Raw genomic sequence first — 19148 nt, 5'->3', positions numbered from 1 at the left:
GTACGGGCTTTTTTCGCATCTGACCCCGGTAAACCTTCCCGGGGTCGGCATAAATGCCTCGCCCGGGCTACCCATCCCACTGGCCGCACCACTAGCCAGTAGCCCGGCCAGGCGCAGCGCCGCCGGGAATCCCACAGGCCGCACCACCACCAGTAGCCCGTCCAGGCGCAGCGCCGCCGGGGAAATGCTGCGAAAACAACAAAGCCCGGGATATCCCGGGCTTTGCACACTCACTAGCGTTTAGTAATAGGCTTTCAACGTTCGCTGGCAAAGCGTTGAACGCACGCAGTCATCGGTGGTAAAGCGCACGATGCCAATCATGTCGTCTTCTTCAAAACGCGACAGCGCGTCACTCAGGCCTGATTTTACGCCAGAGGGCAAATCACACTGGGTAATATCGCCGTTGACGATCACCGTGACGTTCTCCCCGAGGCGGGTCAAAAACATCTTCATTTGCGCCGCGGTCACGTTCTGGGCCTCGTCCAGAATCACCACCGCATTTTCAAAGGTGCGTCCGCGCATATAGGCGAACGGCGCGATTTCTACCTTGCCGATTTCCGGACGCAGGCAGTATTGCATAAAGGAAGCGCCCAACCGCTTCACCAGTACGTCATATACCGGTCGGAAATAAGGAGCGAATTTTTCGGCGATATCTCCCGGTAAGAAGCCGAGATCTTCGTCGGCCTGCAGAACGGGACGGGTAACAATAATTCTGTCCACATCCTTATGGATCAGGGCTTCAGCTGCTTTAGCCGCGCTGATCCAGGTCTTCCCGCACCCGGCTTCGCCGGTGGCGAAAATCAGCTGTTTATTGTCGATGGCATTCAAATAATGCGCCTGAGCTTCATTACGCGCTTCAATCGGCGAAAGATCGCGGCTATCCCGCGCCATGCCGATTGCTTCTACGCCACTCATTTGCACAAGCGATGTGACCGATTCTTCTTCACGTTGTTTATGGCTACGCGAATCCCGTCTCAGCACACGTTTTGCCTCACGACGAGCTTTGATCACTGCTTTTTGTCTTCCCATGGATAGCACCTTGCGTTGTTGGTTTACATCACGCGCGTCAAGAGCAACGCGATTATGCGCACGAACGATTGAGGTTTGGCTTCCTTGTAAGCCATTGCTTGCCGGTTGAATGGACAACGAGCCGCGGCTACGCGCACCGCGTTCCCTGCCAGAGTTAGCCTGATTAGTAGTGGAGGAAAATGAGGTTACAGAGTGAGAATCGCTGCCGGAAGCTGGGCCCCCGTGCTGGAAAGTACGGTATGAGGTTTTACGTTGTCCGCTGCAGGACCTTACCATTCGCGATCTCCATAGTGAGCGACATCACTGCCGGGAACTACCGCGTATGTAATAAGTACATCAAAAAATATTCTTAATGCAACTTATTTTTTACATTGACGCAACAATGATTTCTCAACTTACTGTAGAAAACTATCCGTCATTTGTATTACAGAAATATAACACATGGCAGGAAATATATTGAATCCGAGAAAAACAGCAGAAAACGCCCTGCCTTCACCGGCAGGACGCGTATCAGGCTTGCAAAAGAGATTGTCCAAGATAATGCTGGTCGTTCATCACGCCGGGCAAAACAAAGAAGTATCCACCGCCAATCGGTTTAACGTACTCCTCCAGGGCCTCGCCGTTCAGCCGTTTCTGCACCGTCAGGAATCCCTTTTCCAGATCGTGCTGATAGCAAACGAACAATAACCCCATATCCAGTTGTCCGGAGTTGGTGACCCCCAACGAATAGCTGTAACCGCGGCGCATCATCAGGCTGGATTGCGTCTCCGGCGTACGCGGGTTCGCAAGACGAATATGGCTATCAAGAGCGATCACTTCACCATTCGGATCGCGACTATAATCCGGAACATCATGTTCATGTTTCATCCCCAACGGCGCGCCAGAATGTTTATCGCGACCAAAAATCGTCTGCTGCTCTTTCAGCGGCGTACGATCCCAGAACTCAACGTGGAACTGAATGATACGTGCTGCCTGGTAACTGCCGCCGATCGCCCAGGCCGGTTCGCCCTGGTCGGCAGTAACCCACACCACGTTATCCATTAGCGCTTTATCCTGGCTCGACGGGTTAGCGGTACCGTCTTTAAAGCCCAGCAGGTTAATTGGCGTCTCTTTGCCTTTGCTACGGGCCGCGCTATCAGAAATAAACCCTTCCCGCTTCCAGCGCACGCTCAGCAGATCGGGCGTGTGCTTGATAATGTCACGTAGTGCGTGAATCACCGTATCCTGGGTATTGGCGCAAATCTGCAGTAGCAGATCGCCATGGCACAGTGCAGCATCCAGAGAATCATTCGGGAAACGCGTCATTGCCTGCAGTTTTTTAGGCGCTTTGTCCGCTAATCCAAAGCGCTCATCGAACAGCGAATGGCCGACTGAGACGGTGATAGTCAGGTTATCCGGCGCAATCCACGGCCCTAAAATCCCGGAATCCATCGGCGGCAATCGGGGATTCGGGGTATCCGGTGCCGGACCGCCTGCGGTTAAAAAGGCGATCCGCTGAGTCAGCAAGCGGAACAGGCGTTCGAGGTCAGCTTTATCCGCCGCCAGCACATCAAACGCCACCAGCATCATCGAGGCCTGCTGTGGCGTCAGGATGCCCGCCTGATGCGGGCCATAAAATGGCTGTTTTTCCTGACGCGCATCGGGGGCGAGCGTGCCGGGGGAGCTTTCCGCTTTCGCCGCCTGCGCCATCGGGCAACCGCCGCTGATGGCCAGCGCGCCGCCAAGCGCGCCGATCCCCTTCAGTAAGCGGCGACGTGACGGTTCATTCACGTCGCATGGTTTCTGTTGTGTCATCGAATTAATCCAGGCCCAAAATTCCGCGTAGTTGAGCCAGATCTTCTGCCAGCGTCGTGATCGGCCCTTTCAGCGCATTACGGTCAGCGGTGGTAAGTTTGTCATAGGTCTCGAAACCGTCTTTCGTGCGGTATTTAGCAAGGATGACATCAACTTTTTTGAAGTTGGCGTCAACTTTGGCCAGCAGCGCGCTATTATCCTTTTTCAGTTGCGGGCGCAGCAGGTCGACGATTTTCTGTGCGCCGTCGATATTGGCCTGGAAGTCCCACAGATCGGTATGGCTGTAGCGATCTTCTTCGCCGCTAATTTTGCTGGCCGCCACTTCTTCAATCAGCCCCGCCGCGCCGCCTACCACTTTCGACGGCGGGAAGGCCAGCTCGCTAATGCGTTTTTGCAGTTCCAGCACATCGCTGTTCAACTGTTCAGCATAGTTTTCCATCCCTTTAACGCTGTTATCGCCAAACAGCGCTTTTTCCAGACGGTGAAAGCCGGTAAATTTCGGATCTTCGGCTTTTTTCTCGAAATCATCTTCACGGGCGTCAATGCTGCCGTCGAGGTCAGAGAACAGTTCCGCAATCGGTTCGATGCGCTCGTAGTGCTGACGGGTCGGGGCATACAGCGCCTTCGCTTTCTCGATATCTCCGGCTTTTACCGCATCGGTAAAGGCTTTAGTACCGCTAACCAGCTGCGTGGTTTCCGCGGTGACGTAGGCTTTATACGCAGTAATCGCCTCGCCAAGACTTAGCACCGCATCGGCTTTCGCCGCATCTTTGCTGGTTTCACCGGTGACAATCAGCTTTCCTTTCGGATTAGTCAGCAGGCCACAGGTCATATCGTATTCGCCCGGCTGTAGGTTAGCCGTCAATTTTTGCGTGAATCCCGGCGCGATATTTTCACGCTCCTCGACCACCATTACGCCTTTCAGGATCTCCCACTCCAGCGCTTTCTGGCTGTGGTTCTGAATGATGAACTGGGTTTTACCCGCCTTCACCGTCACATTCATCGGTTCGCACTGCTTGTCGTTGACGGTAACTTTTACTTGCGGAATATCCGCAGCCTGAGCGTAGCATGCGGAACTGAACAGCGCGGCGACGGTTAACTGCAGCGCAGTACGGCGAAATTGAATTATCATGGCCATCCCTTTCGAAAAGTATGTTGTAACTATATTAATCAGCGGCGCCTGAATTACGCGGCCCGCGATGCTGTCGTTTTGCTGCCCGGCGGCAAGGCAAAACACACCAGCGCCGGGATCAAATAGAGAAGATAAACCGCCACTTCGCTGACGGTGGGCGTCTCCTGATAACCAAAGATGCCTTCCAGCAGCGTGCCGAACAGCGTATGCGTCGATACCACGTTGCTAAGATCAAAGGCGACATTCTGGAAATAATTCCACAGTCCCGCCTCATGGAAGGCGCGAATCGCCCCGGCTGCCAGACCGGCCGCCACCAGCAGGATAAACAGACTGGTCCATTTGAAGAACACGCCGAGATTAAGGCGGACACCGCCCCAGTAAAGCAGGAAGCCTAATACCACCGCCGTCGCCAGGCCGAGCATCGCCCCCAGCGGCGGCCAGATGCCCACATCCTGCTGGAATGCCGCCAGCAGGAAAAAAACCGACTCCAGGCCTTCGCGGGCAACCGCAAAAAACACCATCATCACCAGCGCCCAGCCGTGGTTATTCCCGCGCTGCAGCGCGTTATCCACCGCCTGCTCCAGCTGTTGTTTGACGTTGCGCGACACTTTACGCATCCAGAACACCATCCAGGTGAGAATAAATACCGCTATCACCGCCACGATGCCTTCAAACAGCTCCTGCTCGCGCTGCGGAAATTCTCCGGTGGTCTCGTTGATAAAAACCCCTAACCCGAGACAGAGCGCCGCCGCGAGGAATACGCCAATCCACATGACGCCGATCCAGTTGCCGCGCTGGGTTCGTTTTAAATAGCTGGCAATCAGGCTGACAATCAGCGCGGCTTCCAGCCCTTCGCGTAACATGATGAGAAATGGAACAAACATGCCGAAACCCTTAAATGTGAACCGCAGTCAACGGATGCAAAGATAGGTAAATATTTCTGATAGTGATTATCATTACAACAATGAGAAACACAAGCGAAATGTTCAGGGAATGATGACTAGTTGTAAATTAATCGCTACAAAATAGTCACTTGCGAAAATACCTCACCAACTAAGCATTAAAATGGCAAATAGCATGATTTTTTATGCCACATATTTACCGGGCCGGAGCGCTGTGGCTAAATGGCGGTCCTGATTTATCTGCGAAATAAATAACATGACTCAAATTTTGCACTTCCTGCTGGCGCTGGCAGTTATTCTTGCCCTCGCCTGGTTTGCCAGCTATGACCGACAAAAAATCCGCATTCGCTACATTCTGCAGTTAATTATTATTGAAATCGCCCTGGCTTTCTTTTTCCTTCACGCCGAAAGCGGTTTATGGGTAGTGAAAAATATTTCAGGATTTTTTGCTTCGTTACTCGGGTTCGCCGCTGAAGGGACCAACTTCGTATTTGGCGGGATGGGTGAAAAAGGGATGGCCTTTATTTTCCTCGGCGTACTGTGTCCGATTGTCTTTATTTCCGCGCTGATAGGTATTCTGCAACACTGGCGTATTCTGCCGATCTTTATTCGTCTGATCGGCACCCTGCTGTCGAAGGTGAACGGCATGGGCAAGCTGGAATCATTCAATGCCGTCAGCTCGCTGATCCTCGGCCAGTCGGAAAACTTTATTGCTTACAAAGGCGTACTCGGGGACCTCTCCTCACGTCGCCTGTTCACGATGGCGGCGACCGCCATGTCAACGGTATCACTGTCGATCGTCGGCGCGTATATGACCATGCTTGATGCGAAATACGTGGTGGCGGCGTTGATTCTTAATATGTTCAGCACCTTTATTGTGCTGTCGATTATTAATCCTACGCGCCCCGGCAGCGAAGCAGAAATAAAGCTAGAGAAGATGCATGAATCGCAGAGCTTCTTTGAAATGCTGGGCGAATATATCCTGGCAGGCTTTAAGGTGGCGATGATTATTCTGGCGATGCTAATCGGCTTTATCGCCCTGATTAGCGCCGTTAATGCGTTATTTGCGACCGTTTTCGGCTTAAGCTTCCAGCAAATCCTCGGTTACGTATTTTATCCGCTGGCGTGGCTGGTGGGTATTCCATTAAGCGACGCGCTAAATGCCGGTAGTATTATGGCTACCAAGCTGGTTGCCAATGAATTCGTGGCGATGATCGAGCTGCAGAAAATTGCCGCCAGCATGACGCCGCGCGGGCTAGGGATCCTTTCCGTGTTCCTCGTCTCGTTTGCCAACTTCGCCTCCATTGGCATTATTGCCGGGGCGATTAAAGGGCTTAACGAGCAGCAAGGCAATACCGTTTCCCGTTTCGGCCTGCGTCTGGTCTATGGCGCGACGCTGGTGAGCCTGCTGTCCGCCAGTTTTGCCGGACTGGTGCTGTAACTCATCGGGCGGGGGAGCTCCCCGCCCTGCATTTCAGAAGTGTACGCAGACCGGCTGATCAACGCGCATAACGGACTCCTGGGCAAAGCGCGTCTTATACGTATTACGCAACGCTTCAATCCCCTGCTCGCTTTTCGCATCGTTGCTATGAATCAGCATTAGCGCCTTGCTGGATTCGCGGGCGACTGCGCCATTGTTGCCTAGCCACTGGCCGCGGGCGTCAAATACCGTCAGGCCATCGCGAAAACGCGGCGTCACATCGCGGTCGACAAACTGCTGCCATTCCTGAGCGGTAATATCTTTTCCCGCCGGGCGGCTAAGGCCGAAATAGAGGGTGGTTTGCATCATCCTGTTATCCGCCTGACAGCCGTTATTATCAACGTGCGCGGCGCTTTTCTCGGATGGCGCCACGCATCCTGCCAATAGTGCGGCAACGATCAGCGCCGCAGCGCCCTGGGGTAATTTCATTTGCTATCCTCATTGTTTTTTGTACACAGATATCAGCGTATTTTCAGTGAATTAGCAAGAGATGCGCGAACATTACTCTCTGGCGATACGGCAGATTTTCTTTTGTTCTACACTGATAAACACAGCCTGGGCGAAATTCTTTTTTAAATTATTTCCTGCGTTTTTTATTTCAAAGACTTCTCTATAGTTGAGCGTTTTTAACTGGCCTGGCGGCCGCGTAAAATAACAACTGGAATAATTCATGATAGAAAATAATGAGTTAGCTAATATTGAGAAAAGAATTGTCACCCGCTTTCTCGATATGTTTATTAAGTTCGGCTTGATACTGGCGCTGGCCTCCTTCTGCTTTACCGTCTTCTCGCCGTTCCTGAACATGATGCTATGGGCGCTGATCCTGGCCGTCACCCTCTACCCTTTACATCAACACATCGCGCGACGTATCGGCGGGCGACAGGGGCTGGCATCAACCATATTGGTATTATTCGGCCTGCTGATCATCGTCATACCGACCATTTTCATGGTGACCTCGCTTGGCGAAAGCGCCGGTAGCCTGATTGATAAGGTCAGCGGAAGCGATCTGACGCTGCCGCCGCCTTCGGCTAACGTCGCCTCTATTCCCCTCGTCGGCGGTAAGCTGTATGCGTTCTGGCTGAAGGCCTCGGCGGACCTGCCGGCGGTACTGAGCAGTTATCATACGCAAATTGGCGAGGCGGCGAAACTGGTGCTCGGCGTTCTGGCGAGTATGGGCGGTGGGCTGCTGGGCTTTGTCCTCTCCTTTATTGTTGCCGGCGCCATCATGACCTGGGGCGCGGCAGGCGCCAACAGCGCTAAACGTATCGCTATCCGTATCACTGATGAAAATAAAGGTCTTGCCCTGAGCCGCCTGTGCACCGGCACTATTCGCGCCGTGGCGCAGGGGGTTATTGGCGTGGCGCTGATTCAGGCCTTGCTGACGGGAATTATCATTGCGTTGGCGGGGATCCCGGCCGCCGGCATCTTCTTCGTGCTGGCGCTGGTGCTCGGCATCGCGCAGATTCCGGTAATACTAGTCACCGCCCCGGCGATTGCCATTATGTGGATGACCGGCGACCACGGCACCGCGGTGAATGTCGTGTTTACCGTCCTGCTGATTGTCGCGGGAATGGTCGATAACGTCCTCAAACCGCTGATGTTGGGCCGCGGCGTAGATGCGCCGATGCCGATCGTTCTGCTCGGCGCGTTGGGCGGCATGGCCACCGATGGCATTCTCGGGATGTTTATTGGCGCGACCCTGCTCTCCATCGGGTATCTGATCTTCATGAACTGGGTAAACGAAGGCGCGGCGAAGTAACCGCCTTACCGCCAGTAGCTTTCCGCCGGGCCGTACAGGCGGCGAAAAAAAACGGCTCCCTGATGGGAGCCGTTGCGGTTTCTGGCGCTCGCTACTTTATTCAGCGGTGGCGCGTACCGGCGGCGCAGAGTGGTAATGCGCGTCCGCTTCAGCAAAACGCTGCTGCATGGCCGCCGATGGCGCCTTGCCCAGCAGGCTGAAGACCACAATCCCGATACTGCCGAACAGGAAGCCAGGGATGATTTCATACAGTCCCAGCCAGCCGAACTGTTTCCAGACGATAACCGTGACCGCGCCAATGATCATCCCGGCCAGCGCGCCGTTACGGGTCATACGCGACCACATCACCGAGAACAGCACTACCGGGCCAAAGGCGGCGCCAAAGCCTGCCCATGCGTAGCTGACCAGACCCAGTACGCGGTTTTCCGGGTTAGCGGCCAGCGCAATTGCAATCAGCGCCACCACCAGCACCATAAAGCGGCCGATCCAGACCAACTCTTTCTGACCGGCGTTTTTACGCAGGAAGGCTTTATACAGATCTTCGGTAATAGCGCTGGAGCAGACCAGCAGCTGGCAGCTCAGGGTCGACATGACCGCCGCCAGAATGGCCGACAGCAGGATCCCGGCAATCCACGGGTTAAACAGGATTTGCGCCAGCTCGATGAATACCCGTTCGGCGTTCTGATTAACCGCGCCCGCCAGGCTCGGGTTGTTATTAAAGTAGGCGATACCGAAGAAACCGACCGATACCGCGCCCGCCAGACAGAGGATCATCCAGGTCATACTAATACGACGGGCATGAACGATACTGTGGTGCGAATCCGCCGCCATAAAGCGCGCCAGAATATGCGGCTGACCGAAATAACCCAGACCCCAACCCATCAGCGAAATAATCGCCACGAAGTTCAGTCCCTTAAGCATGTCGATATTTTCGATGCTTTTTTGCTTAATCACCTCCAGCGAATCGCCGAAACCGCCGACCGAGATAATCACCATCACCGGCGTTAAAATCAGCGCGAAGATCATCAGGCTGGCCTGCACGGTATCGGTCCAGCTCACCGCCAGGAAACCGCCCACGAAGGTATAAACGATCGTCGCGGCGGCGCCGGCCCACAGCGCGGTTTCATAGCTCATACCGAAAGTGCTTTCGAACAGACGCGCGCCGGCAACAATCCCGGAAGCACAATAAATAGTGAAAAACAGCAGGATAACCAGCGCGGAGATAATACGCAGCACGCGGCTTTTATCTTCGAAACGACCGGTAAAATAGTCCGGCAGCGTCAGGGCATTGTTGTTGACTTCGGTATGCACGCGCAGACGCCCGGCCACCAGTTTCCAGTTAATCCACGCCCCCAGCGTCAGGCCGATGGCGATCCAGCTTTCGGAAATCCCGGAGAGGAAAATTGCTCCCGGAAGCCCCATCAGCAGCCAGCCGCTCATATCCGATGCACCGGCAGAGAGCGCGGTAACAAACGGCCCGAGGCTACGCCCGCCGAGAATATAATCATCAAAGTTCTTGGTTGAGCGCCAGGCAATAAAACCTATCAGTACCATGCCAAAAATATAAACAATAAACGTCACCAACATGGGTGTGCTAATAGCCATGCAAATCTCCAGAATTTATTTCGACAACGTCCAACTTTGTCGTTTTAGCCACTACCGGAACGGGGTAATGGCGTATTGGTTGTATTGGGCGAGCGTATCCTGACGGATGCGTCGGTATTTCACAAACGATTTAACACAGCATTTACACGAAAGTTGTCTCAGGAAAAATAGCAATTTTCTATAGGTTGCACTCCCTCACGTTTTTACGGGTTGCACCTGAAAAAACTGTTAAGCAACGCAGATAAATACGTTATTTGAATGAGGCTATTTATTGGAAATTCTTATCAAGACTATTAACAATTCATTCATTTCTCAGCTTGCTAGCCAGGTCACAATTAACAAGGTTGCACAAAGTTGCAACATAGGTGATATTTCTACGCAACCAATAAAAGGGCATTACATAGCTAACAGGAGTTCCCGCAATGGGCACCACTACCATGGGTGTAAAACTTGACGACGCCACGCGCGAACGCATTAAGTCCGCCGCGAGCCGTATTGACCGCACGCCGCACTGGCTGATTAAACAAGCCATTTTCAACTATCTGGAAAAGCTGGAAAACGACGAGACGCTGCCGGAACTGCCGGCGCTCCTTTCCGGCGCCGCCAATGAAAGTGATGAAGCCGGCGCTCCGGCGGATGAGCCATATCAGCCGTTCCTCGAATTCGCCGAACAAATTCTGCCGCAGTCGGTCAGCCGCGCGGCGATCACCGCGGCCTGGCGTCGCCCGGAAACCGATGCGGTACCGATGTTGCTGGAGCAGGCCCGTCTGCCGCAGCCGTTAGGCGAACAGGCGCACAAGCTGGCCTACCAGCTGGCGGAAAAACTGCGCAACCAGAAAACCGCCAGCGGCCGCGCCGGCATGGTGCAAAGCCTGCTGCAGGAGTTCTCGCTTTCCTCACAGGAAGGCGTGGCGCTGATGTGCCTGGCCGAAGCGCTGCTGCGTATTCCGGATAAAGCCACCCGCGACGCGCTAATCCGCGACAAAATCAGCAACGGCAACTGGCAATCGCATATCGGCCGCAGCCCATCGCTGTTCGTCAATGCTGCCACCTGGGGACTGTTGTTTACCGGGAAACTGGTGTCAACGCATAACGAGACCAGCCTCTCCCGCTCGCTGAACCGCATTATTGGCAAGAGCGGCGAACCGCTGATCCGCAAAGGCGTCGATATGGCGATGCGCCTGATGGGCGAGCAGTTCGTCACCGGAGAAACCATCGCCGAAGCGCTGGCTAACGCCCGCAAGCTGGAAGAGAAAGGGTTCCGTTACTCCTACGATATGCTTGGCGAAGCCGCGCTGACCGCCGCCGATGCGCAGGCCTATATGGTCTCTTATCAGCAGGCGATCCACGCCATCGGCAAAGCCTCTAACGGCCGCGGCATTTATGAAGGGCCGGGGATCTCGATTAAACTTTCCGCGCTGCACCCGCGCTACAGCCGCGCGCAGTATGATCGGGTCATGGAAGAGCTCTATCCGCGGCTGAAATCGCTGACGCTGCTGGCGCGCCAGTACGACATCGGTATTAACATCGACGCCGAAGAGGCCGATCGTCTGGAGATCTCCCTCGATCTGCTGGAAAAACTGTGCTTCGAACCGGAGCTGGCCGGCTGGAACGGAATCGGCTTTGTTATCCAGGCCTACCAGAAACGCTGCCCGTTTGTGATTGATTCGCTGATCGACATGGCGACCCGCAGCCGTCGTCGCCTGATGATCCGCCTGGTGAAAGGCGCCTATTGGGATAGCGAAATCAAACGCGCGCAGATGGAAGGCCTCGAAGGCTATCCGGTTTATACCCGTAAGGTCTACACCGACGTTTCTTATCTCGCCTGCGCCAAAAAGCTGCTGGCGGTACCGAACCTGATTTATCCGCAGTTTGCCACCCATAACGCCCATACGCTGGCGGCTATCTACCAGTTGGCGGGGCAAAACTACTATCCTGGCCAGTATGAGTTCCAGTGCCTGCACGGCATGGGCGAACCGCTGTATGAGCAGGTCGTGGGCAAAGTCGCCGACGGCAAACTAAACCGTCCGTGCCGTATCTACGCGCCGGTCGGTACCCATGAAACGCTGCTGGCGTATCTGGTGCGTCGTCTGTTGGAAAACGGCGCCAATACCTCCTTCGTTAACCGTATCGCGGATAATACCCTGCCGCTGGACGAACTGGTGGCCGATCCGGTCAGCGCGGTCGAAAAACTGGCGCAGCAGGAAGGACAGGCCGGCTTGCCGCATCCGAAAATTCCACTACCGCGCGATCTGTACGGTCACGGCCGCAGCAACTCCGCCGGTCTGGATCTGGCTAACGAACATCGTCTGGCCTCCCTCTCCTCTTCGCTGCTTAACAGCGCGCTGCACAAGTGGCAGGCGCTACCGATGCTGGAGCAGCCGGTGGCCGAAGGCGAAATGCAGCCGGTCATCAACCCGGCGGAACCGAAAGATATCGTCGGCTACGTCCGCGAAGCCAGCGATGCCGAAGTGCAGCTGGCGCTGACCAGCGCTATCAATAACGCGCCAATTTGGTTCGCCACCCCGCCGCAGGAACGCGCCGCCATTCTTGAGCGCGCCGCCGTGTTAATGGAAAGCCAGATGCCGACCCTGATGGGGATCCTGGTGCGCGAAGCTGGCAAAACCTTCAGCAACGCCATTGCTGAAGTGCGCGAAGCGGTCGACTTCCTGCACTATTATGCCGGTCAGGTGCGCGACGATTTCGATAATGAAACCCACCGTCCATTGGGCCCGGTCGTCTGTATCAGCCCGTGGAACTTCCCGCTGGCGATCTTCACCGGCCAGATTGCCGCGGCGCTGGCGGCAGGCAACAGCGTGCTGGCCAAACCGGCCGAGCAGACGCCGCTTATCGCCGCGCAAGGCGTAGCGATTCTGCTGGAAGCCGGCGTACCGCCGGGGGTGATTCAACTGCTGCCGGGCCGCGGGGAAACCGTGGGCGCCGCGCTAACCTCAGATGAACGCGTACGCGGCGTAATGTTTACCGGTTCGACCGAAGTAGCGACGCTGCTGCAACGCAACATCGCTAACCGCCTTGATGCGCAGGGACGTCCGACGCCGCTTATCGCGGAAACCGGCGGCATGAACGCGATGATCGTCGACTCGTCGGCGCTCACCGAGCAGGTGGTGATCGACGTACTGGCCTCGGCTTTCGACAGCGCCGGCCAGCGCTGTTCCGCCTTGCGCGTGCTTTGCCTGCAGGAAGAAGTCGCCGACCATACGTTAACCATGCTGCGCGGCGCGATGAGCGAATGCCGGATGGGGAATCCGGGTCGTCTGACCACCGATATCGGCCCGGTAATCGACGCGGAAGCCAAAGAGAATATCGAGCGCCATATTCAGGCGCTGCGCGCGAAAGGCCGTAATGTCTTCCAGGCGGTACGTGAAAATAGCGAAGATGCCCGCGAATGGAATCACGGTACGTTCGTGGCGCCAACGCTTATCGAACTCGAGAGCTTCGACGAACTGAAAAAAGAGGTCTTTGGCCCGGTTCTGCACGTGGTGCGCTATAACCGTAACGAACTGGATAAGCTGGTCGAGCAGATTAACGCCTCCGGCTACGGTCTGACCCTCGGCGTGCATACCCGTATCGACGAAACCATCGCTCAGGTCACCGGCAGCGCGAAAGTCGGCAACCTGTACGTCAACCGCAATATGGTTGGCGCGGTGGTCGGCGTACAGCCGTTCGGCGGCGAAGGGTTATCGGGTACCGGTCCGAAAGCCGGCGGCCCGCTGTACCTGTATCGTCTGCTCTCCAGTCGCCCGCAGGACGCGGTCGGCATCACTTTCGCCCGCCAGGATGCAGAGCGTCCGCTGGACGCCCAGTTGAAAACGCTGCTGGAAAAACCGCTGCAGGCGCTGCAGCAGTGGGCGGCTGGCCGTCCTGAACTGCAGGCGCTGTGTCAGCAATACAGCGATCTGGCGCAAAGCGGCACCCAACGTCTGCTGCCAGGGCCAACCGGCGAGCGCAATACCCTGACGCTGATGCCGCGCGAGCGCGTATTGTGCGTGGCGGATAACGAGCAGGACGCGCTGATTCAACTGGCTGCGGCAATGGCGGTTGGCTGTGAAGTGCTGTGGCCGGATAGCGCCCTGCAGCGCGAACTGGCGAAGAAACTGCCGCGTGAGGTCAGTGAGCGCATTCATTTTGCGAAAGCGGATCAGTTGACCAGCCAGGCTTTCGACGCGGTCATTTATCACGGTGATTCCGATCAGTTGCGCGAGCTGTGTGAGCAGGTGGCGGCGCGCGACGGGGCGATTGTATCGGTGCAGGGCTTTGCCCGCGGTGAAACCAATCTGCTGCTGGAGCGCCTGTATCTCGAGCGTTCGCTGAGCGTCAACACCGCCGCGGCAGGCGGTAACGCCAGCCTGATGACCATCGGCTAAAACGGGCTCCCCGGTGGCGCTACGCTTACCGGGGCTACATAACCCCGCCAAAGGGTAGCCGGGCCGCCATCCGGGAAATCTACGGCGCGTTCAACTAATGACAGCCGACGACAGCTGTGCTTAATTAAGGCTCCCGGACGGGAGCTTTTTTTATGGGAGTAGAACGATGAAACGCACTTTAATTGCCGCCGCTGCCCTATTGGCCAGCGGCGCGGCGTGGGCGGATGACTGCAGCAACGCCAACACGCAAACCGAAATGAATCAGTGCGCCGCCGCGCAATATCAGGCGGCCGATAAAAAGCTGAATGAGACCTGGCAACAGGCGCTGAAACGCGCCTCCGGCCAACAGCAGGAGTTGCTGAAAAAAGCCCAGCAGGCGTGGATTTCCCTGCGTGATGCCGACTGCGCGTTTCTCGCTTCCGGCGCGGAAGGCGGCAGTATGCAACCGATGCTGATAAGCCAGTGCATGACCGATAAGAGCGTCGAGCGCGAGGCCTTCCTCGCCTCGCTGCTTCAGTGCGAAGACGGCGACCAAAACTGCCCGCTGCCGCCAGCTAATTAACGTACGCGGATCCCTTCGATAATCATCCGCTGCACGTTATCCACGGTTTGCTGGAAAAACAACTCATCCTGCAGCGTTGCGCCGGTTACCGCCTCCACCTGAGTGGCGAAATCGGCGTAATGCTGTGTTGTCGCCCAGATCATAAAGATAAGGTGCTGCGGATCGACCGCCGCCAGCTTGCCGCTATCAATCCATGACGAGATTATCGCCGACTTTTCATCTATCAACGCCTTCAGATCGCCGGTCAGTTCGCCCATCAGCAGCGGCGCCCCCTGCAGCATCTCCAGACAGAACAGCCTGGAAGCCTGAGGATGATCGCGCGATACCTCAAGCTTGAGGCGAATATATTCGCGGATCGCCACCAGCGGGCTGATATCTTCGCGAAATGCCCGCAGCGGCGCCAGCCAGATAGCGAGGATCCGCTGCAGTACGGCAACGTACAGCGCCTCTTTTGATGGGTAGTAATAGAGTAAATTGGTTTTCGATACGCCGGCCAGTTCAGCGACCTGCTCCAGCCGCGTACCGTGAATGCCGAACTGCGAGAAGGTCTCCAGCGCAGCGGCCAGAATGGCCTCTTTTTTGGCGCTCACCGCCTGTGAACGCTTGCCGGTTTTTTTCACGGCGCCCTGTGCCATACGTCTTCTCCTTCAGTAGTCGTCTTCAGCATAGCAAAAGCCCCTCGCCGACACGACCCTGCGCACTCCAATCGCGCATGACTGCCGTTTTTTCGTGCACTGATTTTGACCATTCGGTCCACATTTTTATCCTTAAATCCAGTAACCATTTCACAACACATTAATAACAAACACTTTTTTAAAACTGGCATTACCTTTGCTTTATTTCCGCTGCGAGGTGGTTCGGGGAGAGGCAGGATGCCGCACCGCGCAATTTCATCTTCCATGACGACAGAGAGGTAGTTATGAAAATCGGTGTTTTCGTTCCCATTGGTAATAACGGCTGGTTAATTTCCACCCATGCACCGCAGTATATGCCCTCCTTCGAACTGAATAAGGCGATTGTTCAGAAGGCCGAGCACTACCATTTCGACTTCGCGCTCTCCATGATCAAACTACGCGGCTTCGGAGGGAAGACCGAGTTCTGGGATCACAACCTGGAATCGTTCACCCTGATGGCCGGTCTGGCGGCGGTGACTTCGAAGATCGAGATTTATGCCACCGCCGCGACGTTGACGCTCCCTCCGGCTATCGTCGCCCGCATGGCCTCGACAATCGACTCTATCTCCGGCGGACGTTTTGGCGTGAATCTGGTGACCGGCTGGCAAAAACCGGAATATGACCAGATGGGGATCTGGCCCGGCGATGAATACTTCGCCAGCCGCTATGACTACCTGACTGAATACGTTACGGTTCTGCGCGATCTGTGGGGGACCGGGCGCAGCGATTTTAAAGGTGATTACTTCACCATGAACGACTGCCGGGTTAGCCCACGGCCCTCGCAGCCGATGAAGGTTATCTGCGCCGGGCAAAGCGACGCCGGCATGGCGTTTTCCGCCCAACACGCCGACTACAACTTTTGCTTTGGCAAAGGGGTTAATACCCCCGCCGCCTTCGCGCCCACCGCCGCACGTATGATGCAGGCGGCGGAAAAAACCGGCCGCGAGGTCGGCTCCTACGTGCTGTTTATGGTGATCGCCGACGAAACTGACGAAGCGGCCCGCGCTAAATGGGAACACTACAAGGCCGGCGCGGATGAAGAGGCGCTGGCTTGGCTGACCGAACAGAGCCAGAAAGATACCCGCTCCGGCAGCGATACCAACGTCCGTCAGATGGCCGACCCCACCTCCGCGGTCAACATCAATATGGGCACCCTCGTCGGCTCCTATGCCAACGTCGCCCGTATGCTCGATGAGGTGGCGGCGGTCCCCGGTACCGACGGCGTACTGCTGACCTTCGATGATTTCCTGCAGGGCATTGACGCCTTCGGCGAACGTATTCAGCCGCTGATGCGCTGCCGTGACCATATTGATCCCATTACCCGCGAGGTGGCCTGATGATTACCCTTCCCGCTCGCCCGGAATCGCTGACTTTGTCGCCGCAGCACAGCGCGCTGATCGTGGTCGATATGCAAAACGCCTATGCAAGCCAGGGCGGATACCTGGATCTCGCCGGTTTTGACGTCTCCGCCACCCGGCCGGTTATCGATAATATTAATCTCGCGGTGGCCGCCGCCCGCGCCGCCGGCATGTTAATTATCTGGTTCCAGAATGGCTGGGACGAACAGTATGTGGAAGCCGGCGGCCCCGGCTCGCCGAATTACCATAAATCTAACGCGCTGAAGACCATGCGCCAACGCCCGGAACTACAGGGCAAGCTGCTGGCAAAAGGCGGTTGGGATTATCAACTGGTTGACGAATTACGGCCCCGGGAGGGCGATATCGTCCTGCCGAAACCGCGCTACAGCGGTTTCTTCAATACCCCGCTCGACAGCATTCTACGCAGCCGCGGTATTCGCCACCTGGTGTTCACCGGCATCGCCACCAACGTCTGCGTCGAATCGACGCTGCGCGATGGTTTCTTCCTCGAATACTTCGGCGTGGTGCTGGAGGATGCCACCCATCAGGCAGGTCCCGCCTTCGCGCAACAGGCGGCGTTATTCAACATTGAAACCTTTTTCGGCTGGGTCAGCGACGTCGGCAGCTTCTGTCGCGCCATAGAACCCGAAGCCCCGCTCGCTTTTACCGAGGAGAAACGCTATGCCTAAACAGGTGATTATTCCCCCCGGCACCGCTACGCCGATTGCCCCCTTTGTTCCAGGGACGCTCGCCGACGGAGTGGTATATGTCTCCGGCACTCTGCCGTTCGATAAGCAAAACAATGTGCTCTACCCCGGCGACCCAAAGGCGCAAACCCGTCACGTGCTGGAGATTATCAAAAGCGTTATCGAAACGGCGGGGGGCAGTATGGCGGATGTGACCTTCAACAGTATCTTTATCACCGACTGGCAAAATTACGCCGCGATTAACGAGGTTTACGCCGAGTTTTTCCCCGGTGATAAACCGGCGCGTTTCTGTATTCAGTGCGGGCTGGTGAAACCCGATGCGCTGGTGGAAATTGCCAGCGTCGCCCATATCGGTACTCCAACATGATGAGGCTCAATATCGCCCCGCCGCCGTGGCCCGGCGCGCCGGTGGTGGTGCTGAGCGCCGGGCTTGGCGGGGGTAGCGCGTACTGGCTGGCGCAGCGGGCGGCGCTGGAACAGCATTATCAACTGGTGTGCTATGACCATAACGGTACCGGGGAGAACCGCGGCCCGTTGCCGGAAAATTACAGCATGGCGACGATGGCGCAGGAGCTGTTCAGCGCCCTGCAGGCGGCGGGCATCATGCGCTTCGCGCTGGTTGGCCACGCCCTGGGGGCGCTGATTGGGATGCAGTTGGCGCTCGACTATCCGCGCGCGGTCAGCGCGTTGGTGCTGGTAAACGGTTGGCTAACGCTTTCCCCGCATACCCGCCGCTGCTTTCAGGTCCGCGAACGCCTGCTGCATGCCGGCGGCGCCCAGGCGTGGGTCGAGGCTCAGCCGCTGTTTCTCTATCCGGCGGAGTGGATGGCGGCCCGCCTGCCGCGTCTTGAAGCGGAAGACGCGTTGGCTATTAGCCATTTCCAGGGCAAGGAGAATCTACTGAAAAGGCTGCAGGCCCTGAAACAGGCGGATTTTTCGCGCCGCGCGGCGGCTATCGCCTGCCCGACGCTCATCATCAGCGCCACCGACGACCTGCTGGTCCCCGCCTCCTGCTCGCGAATGCTGCAGGCGGCGATTCCCGGTAGCCGACTCGTGGAAATGGCCTGGGGCGGCCATGCCTGTAACGTTACCGACAGCGACACTTTTAACCCTATTTTACGCGACGGCCTGACGACCCTGCTGCCGGTCGCCGAGGAGAATATATGAGCGAAGCAATCAACCAAAAGGCTTGCGAGACCCTATTCACCCATGCCCGAACTTACAACGGCTGGCGGGATCTCGCGGTTAGTGACCAGCAACTGCGGGCAATTTACGACCTGATGAAATTGGGCCCGACCTCGGCCAACTGTTCACCGGCGCGAATCGTTTTTGTGCGCAGCGCCGAGGGCAAAGCGAAACTCCGCCCAACGCTCTCCAGCGGCAATGTGGAAAAAACCATGCAGGCGCCGGTCACCGCCATCGTGGCCTGGGATAACGCGTTTTACGAGCGCCTGCCCGCGCTGTTTCCGCACGGCGACGCCCGGAGCTGGTTTACTTCCAGTCCGCAGCTGGCCGAGGAAACCGCCTTTCGCAACAGCTCGCTGCAGGCAGCGTATCTGATTTTCGCCTGCCGCTCGCTGGGCCTCGACACCGGCCCGATGTCGGGGTTCGACCGCGAGAAAGTCGATGCGGCGTTTTTCGCCAACAGCGGCTGGAAAAGCAATCTACTGGTGAATATCGGCTATGGCGACCCCGGCAAATTGTACGACCGGCTGCCGCGCCTGAGTTTTGATGAAGCCTGCCTGCTGGCATAAGGAGACG

Annotated in this window: 17 protein-coding genes; 9 read left to right on the top strand and 8 right to left on the bottom strand. The window is 56.5% G+C overall.

What is annotated here, in order from left to right:
• The 5 genes from ABLV07_RS08560 to efeU form a co-directional block, all read right to left on the bottom strand.
• A partial coding sequence (locus ABLV07_RS08560) for a hypothetical protein (protein ID WP_348861430.1) occupies positions 1-234 on the bottom strand: 234 nt, incomplete at its 3' end.
• Between the two features lie 6 nt (positions 235-240).
• Positions 241-1029, bottom strand: coding sequence for a phosphate starvation-inducible protein PhoH (phoH, locus tag ABLV07_RS08555; protein ID WP_015367231.1), 789 nt, complete (start codon positions 1027-1029; stop codon positions 241-243).
• A gap of 510 nt (positions 1030-1539) precedes the next feature.
• Entirely contained in the window at positions 1540-2823 is a 1284-nt protein-coding gene (gene efeB, locus ABLV07_RS08550) for an iron uptake transporter deferrochelatase/peroxidase subunit (protein WP_020079157.1), read from the bottom strand.
• Positions 2824-2827: 4 nt separating this feature from the next.
• The gene (gene efeO, locus ABLV07_RS08545) at positions 2828-3955 is read right to left on the bottom strand and encodes an iron uptake system protein EfeO (RefSeq protein ID WP_020079158.1); all 1128 of its coding nucleotides are present in this window, start codon (positions 3953-3955) and stop codon (positions 2828-2830) included.
• Positions 3956-4008: 53 nt separating this feature from the next.
• Entirely contained in the window at positions 4009-4839 is an 831-nt protein-coding gene (gene efeU / locus ABLV07_RS08540) for an iron uptake transporter permease EfeU (RefSeq protein ID WP_015367234.1), read from the bottom strand.
• A gap of 274 nt (positions 4840-5113) precedes the next feature.
• Between efeU and ABLV07_RS08535 the strand changes: the two genes are divergently transcribed.
• Positions 5114-6298: a nucleoside transporter C-terminal domain-containing protein gene (locus ABLV07_RS08535; protein WP_020079159.1), complete on the top strand. Its 1185-nt coding sequence runs from the start codon at positions 5114-5116 to the stop codon at positions 6296-6298.
• A gap of 33 nt (positions 6299-6331) precedes the next feature.
• Here the strand turns inward: ABLV07_RS08535 and ABLV07_RS08530 are convergent, their stop codons facing one another.
• A complete protein-coding gene (locus tag ABLV07_RS08530) occupies positions 6332-6766 on the bottom strand; it encodes a DUF3574 domain-containing protein (protein ID WP_015704994.1) in 435 nt (144 codons plus the stop codon).
• A gap of 241 nt (positions 6767-7007) precedes the next feature.
• Between ABLV07_RS08530 and ABLV07_RS08525 the strand changes: the two genes are divergently transcribed.
• Positions 7008-8096, top strand: coding sequence for an AI-2E family transporter (locus ABLV07_RS08525; RefSeq protein ID WP_020079160.1), 1089 nt, complete (start codon positions 7008-7010; stop codon positions 8094-8096).
• A 96-nt stretch (positions 8097-8192) separates the two neighbouring features.
• Here the strand turns inward: ABLV07_RS08525 and putP are convergent, their stop codons facing one another.
• Complete coding sequence (gene putP, locus ABLV07_RS08520; protein WP_015704992.1) at positions 8193-9701, bottom strand: sodium/proline symporter PutP; 1509 nt, start codon at positions 9699-9701, stop codon at positions 8193-8195.
• A gap of 422 nt (positions 9702-10123) precedes the next feature.
• Here putP and putA point away from each other — a divergent pair, with 422 nt between their 5' ends.
• Both putA and ABLV07_RS08510 read left to right on the top strand, forming a co-directional pair.
• Positions 10124-14086 carry a trifunctional transcriptional regulator/proline dehydrogenase/L-glutamate gamma-semialdehyde dehydrogenase gene (gene putA, locus ABLV07_RS08515; protein ID WP_126027510.1) on the top strand — a complete coding sequence of 1321 codons (3963 nt, stop codon included), beginning with the start codon at positions 10124-10126 and terminating at the stop codon, positions 14084-14086.
• Positions 14087-14252: 166 nt separating this feature from the next.
• Positions 14253-14648: a lysozyme inhibitor LprI family protein gene (locus ABLV07_RS08510; protein WP_015367240.1), complete on the top strand. Its 396-nt coding sequence runs from the start codon at positions 14253-14255 to the stop codon at positions 14646-14648.
• Here ABLV07_RS08510 and rutR read toward each other — a convergent pair.
• Positions 14645-15283 (bottom strand): HTH-type transcriptional regulator RutR, encoded by a 639-nt coding sequence (rutR, locus tag ABLV07_RS08505; RefSeq protein WP_015367241.1) that lies wholly within the window; start codon positions 15281-15283, stop codon positions 14645-14647. The two genes, ABLV07_RS08510 and rutR, sit on opposite strands and share 4 nt — an antisense overlap.
• Positions 15284-15567: 284 nt before the next feature.
• Here rutR and rutA point away from each other — a divergent pair, with 284 nt between their 5' ends.
• From rutA to ABLV07_RS08480, 5 genes are read left to right on the top strand one after another with little or no spacing between them, the layout of a single operon-like run.
• Complete coding sequence (rutA, locus tag ABLV07_RS08500) at positions 15568-16659, top strand: pyrimidine utilization protein A (RefSeq protein WP_020079162.1); 1092 nt, start codon at positions 15568-15570, stop codon at positions 16657-16659.
• On the top strand, positions 16659-17369 hold the full coding sequence (gene rutB / locus ABLV07_RS08495; RefSeq protein ID WP_020079163.1) for a pyrimidine utilization protein B: 711 nt from the start codon (positions 16659-16661) through the stop codon (positions 17367-17369). Before rutA ends, rutB begins: the two co-directional genes overlap by 1 nt.
• Entirely contained in the window at positions 17362-17754 is a 393-nt protein-coding gene (gene rutC, locus ABLV07_RS08490) for a pyrimidine utilization protein C (RefSeq protein WP_020079164.1), read from the top strand. Before rutB ends, rutC begins: the two co-directional genes overlap by 8 nt.
• Positions 17751-18554 (top strand): pyrimidine utilization protein D, encoded by an 804-nt coding sequence (rutD, locus tag ABLV07_RS08485; RefSeq protein ID WP_020079165.1) that lies wholly within the window; start codon positions 17751-17753, stop codon positions 18552-18554. The genes rutC and rutD overlap by 4 nt, the downstream gene beginning before the upstream one ends.
• The gene (locus tag ABLV07_RS08480; RefSeq protein WP_020079166.1) at positions 18551-19141 is read left to right on the top strand and encodes a malonic semialdehyde reductase; all 591 of its coding nucleotides are present in this window, start codon (positions 18551-18553) and stop codon (positions 19139-19141) included. The genes rutD and ABLV07_RS08480 overlap by 4 nt, the downstream gene beginning before the upstream one ends.
• The last annotated feature ends 7 nt before the right edge of the window (positions 19142-19148 follow it).

This window comes from Klebsiella sp. CN_Kp097 (genome assembly GCF_040064495.1).
GTDB lineage: Bacteria > Pseudomonadota > Gammaproteobacteria > Enterobacterales > Enterobacteriaceae > Klebsiella > Klebsiella aerogenes.
The sequence above is the reverse complement of the archived record's forward strand: the minus strand, read 5'-3'. Positions and strand labels throughout refer to the sequence as shown.